Source organism: Gilliamella sp. BG3 (assembly GCF_046635605.1).
Classification (GTDB): domain Bacteria; phylum Pseudomonadota; class Gammaproteobacteria; order Enterobacterales; family Orbaceae; genus Gilliamella; species Gilliamella bombi.
This window is the reverse complement of the sequence record NZ_JBIDFE010000052.1, coordinates 1-2,526: the sequence shown is the minus strand read 5'-3', so window position 1 is coordinate 2,526 and position 2,526 is coordinate 1. Positions and strand designations below refer to the sequence as shown.

Genomic DNA, 2,526 nt, shown 5'->3' with positions numbered 1-2,526 from the left:
CAAGTTCGAGTTCGTAAAGCTTAAGGAGCAATAATGAAGAACGAAAAGATTATTTTTAATAAAAAATTAATTACCAACTCTGCCCAAGTGGCACAGGCTTGGAATCAGTTAAAAGCAAGCCGTCAAATCTTTAACAATGCTCAAAACCAAATGAGCGCAACACACGGCAATGCTATTGAAGTTAATCAAGCCGCAATCTTAACCCAAGATTACTGGCGTGAAGTAGATAACGTGACCACCCGTGTTATCCGTGATGATGAGGGCGCACCATTACTTGATGATTTGTTATCGTTAGGTACACCTATCTCCATTGGCAAAACAGCAGCGCTATACCGTGTTTCAAGCGATGCAGGATATGTTAATCGTTCAATGTCAGGACAAGAGCCAGAAACGTTAGATAAGGTTGTTTATGACCATTACGGCGACCCTGTACCAATCTTTAAAACAGGTTATGCTCGTGAATGGCGTGAATGGTTAGGTTTACAAACGGAAAACATCGACGCAATGTCAGATGACCAAGAAGCGGCAGTGGCAGCATTACGCCAAGATATGGCGCAATACATTTTAACAGGTGATGAAAAAATCAAAGTACAAAACTTTGAAGGCAAAGGCATCACTAATCATCCGCACACCAATCAAGTGGATTTAAGTGCGTCTGGTTTGAATATTGACTTAACATCAACAGCCACAAGTAACGACGATATTATTAATTTCTTCACAAAAGACTTTGTTGTCATTCTTGATGCTAATTTAGTGTCAGAACAATTAAAAGTCTTTATCTCTCCCGAAATTCAGCGCCGTCTAAATCTTCCGTACTCTAATTCAAATGGATTTAAAGAGGGGACAGTAAAAGACTATATTTTACGTTACTCAGCGCACATTGGTTCATTCACTAAAACATTTGAGGTAAAAGGCAACCACTTCATTGGTTACGTTCGCAATGCTCAGTACATTAAAACCCGTATTGCTGCGCCGATTGGCTCGTTCATGAAGCAACGAATCAACCCACATGACAACTATCAAACACTTGTTTGGTCGGCATTTGGCTTGCAAATCAAACGTGACTTTAACGGTAAAAGCAAAGTCTTTAACGCTCGGGGGTAATTGATGAAATTACGGGTAACTAAACGCGGCTGTTTCGGCCGCATTGATGGCGCGGTAACTGAACTACCTATTGGGTATGAATTCCATGCTACAGACATTCCTACTGCTTTTATTGGGCGTGTAATTGTGTTAGAGCAGCAATCTGTTGAAGTTGAAGCAGACAAAAAGAAAAAGGGTAAATAATCATGTCAGTACAGGTAACCGCAGAAGACGTTAATCAAATGTTATCAGAGCTTGGTTATTCTGTACCGAGCATTGTTATTAACGCAATCCTTAACAAGGTGAATTCAATTAGTGATTGCTTGGTTACTCATGGTTATTCAGAAGCCGACCAACTTTTGATACTGATTTACTCAGCTTGTTTACTGGCTCAAATGCAAGGAGCAAGAAAAATCGCATCACAATCAGCACCAAGCGGTGCGTCAAGGTCATTTAAATATGATGACGTGGGTTTTAAATCTATGTACTCATTACTAAAAAATCTTGATGTCCACGGATGTACTGATTGTCTAGGTATTTCTTGCTCAAAAAAAACATTTTTTTTAGTTGTTGGAGGTAGGGATGAGTAATACCGCGAATTGGAGCTATACAAATGTTGCAACCGTATATCCTCATACAGGGTACGATGGAGAAAGCAATGTCGATACTTATGGAGCACCTTATTTAATCAAGTGTACATGGAAAGATGAAGCACCAAACGCACTGGGTGCTTACATTGATTCTTTAGGTGTTGAAAGAGTAAGAAAAACAACTTTTTACACCGAAGACAATCGAATTAAACAGGGCGACTTCATAGCAAAAGGTGATAAAACTTCGTTATCGTTAGAAGCCTCAAACGCTGAACAAGTAGAGTTTGTGCTTGAATATGATATGAGCGCTTTTGGTGAAATCCCTGATTATGAGGTGGTTACCTAATGGCGGTTAAAGGCGTTTCAAAGGTGAATAGAAATATTCACAGGATAACTAATGAAATTGCCAACATCAGAACTCAAAGGATTATCCAGCAAGTTATGATTGTGGGTATGTCTTTTGTTGCTCCACTTACTCCAATCGACACGTCCAATCTTATTAATTCGCAGTATAGAGAGCTAAAACCAATCCCAAAAGGTTGGGTTGGTCGAGTTGGTTATACGGCTAATTATGCTGCTTTCGTTAATAGCGCTAAAGCAAAATTAAGAGGGAAACCGAGAACGGGTAAAAAATCAAAGGGTAATTACTGGTCTCCTAATGCTGAGCCTGATTTTATCAAAAAAGGGTTTGAGCGGGACGGTAAGGATGTCATACAGCAGGTTATTAGGGAGAGTTACAAAATATGATTTCTGATACATATAACTCAATAAAAAGCTGGCTGAATTCACATAATTTACTTGATGATTACATTTTACAATTTCGGAAATGGGTTGAAGTAAAAAACACAAAATC

5 protein-coding genes are annotated in these 2,526 nt (G+C 39.1%); all 5 read left to right on the top strand.

The features are described from left to right. Nucleotides 1–33 precede the first annotated feature (33 nt). Genes ACGH6S_RS12065 through ACGH6S_RS12045 form a run of 5 tightly spaced genes read left to right on the top strand, consistent with a single transcriptional unit; the run spans nt 34 to nt 2,420 of the window. Nucleotides 34–1,104, top strand: a complete 1,071-nt coding sequence (locus ACGH6S_RS12065) for a major capsid protein (RefSeq protein WP_411578998.1) — start codon at nt 34–36, stop codon at nt 1,102–1,104. 3 nt (nt 1,105–1,107) lie between these two features. After that, nucleotides 1,108–1,287, top strand: coding sequence for a hypothetical protein (locus tag ACGH6S_RS12060; protein WP_065636185.1), 180 nt, complete (start codon nt 1,108–1,110; stop codon nt 1,285–1,287). Nucleotides 1,288–1,289: 2 nt separating this feature from the next. After that, nucleotides 1,290–1,673 (top strand): hypothetical protein, encoded by a 384-nt coding sequence (locus ACGH6S_RS12055; RefSeq protein ID WP_411579555.1) that lies wholly within the window; start codon nt 1,290–1,292, stop codon nt 1,671–1,673. Beyond that, nucleotides 1,666–2,019: a hypothetical protein gene (locus tag ACGH6S_RS12050; RefSeq protein WP_411578995.1), complete on the top strand. Its 354-nt coding sequence runs from the start codon at nt 1,666–1,668 to the stop codon at nt 2,017–2,019. The genes ACGH6S_RS12055 and ACGH6S_RS12050 overlap by 8 nt, the downstream gene beginning before the upstream one ends. After that, entirely contained in the window at nt 2,019–2,420 is a 402-nt protein-coding gene (locus tag ACGH6S_RS12045) for a hypothetical protein (protein ID WP_411579553.1), read from the top strand. The genes ACGH6S_RS12050 and ACGH6S_RS12045 overlap by 1 nt, the downstream gene beginning before the upstream one ends. The last annotated feature ends 106 nt before the right edge of the window (nt 2,421–2,526 follow it).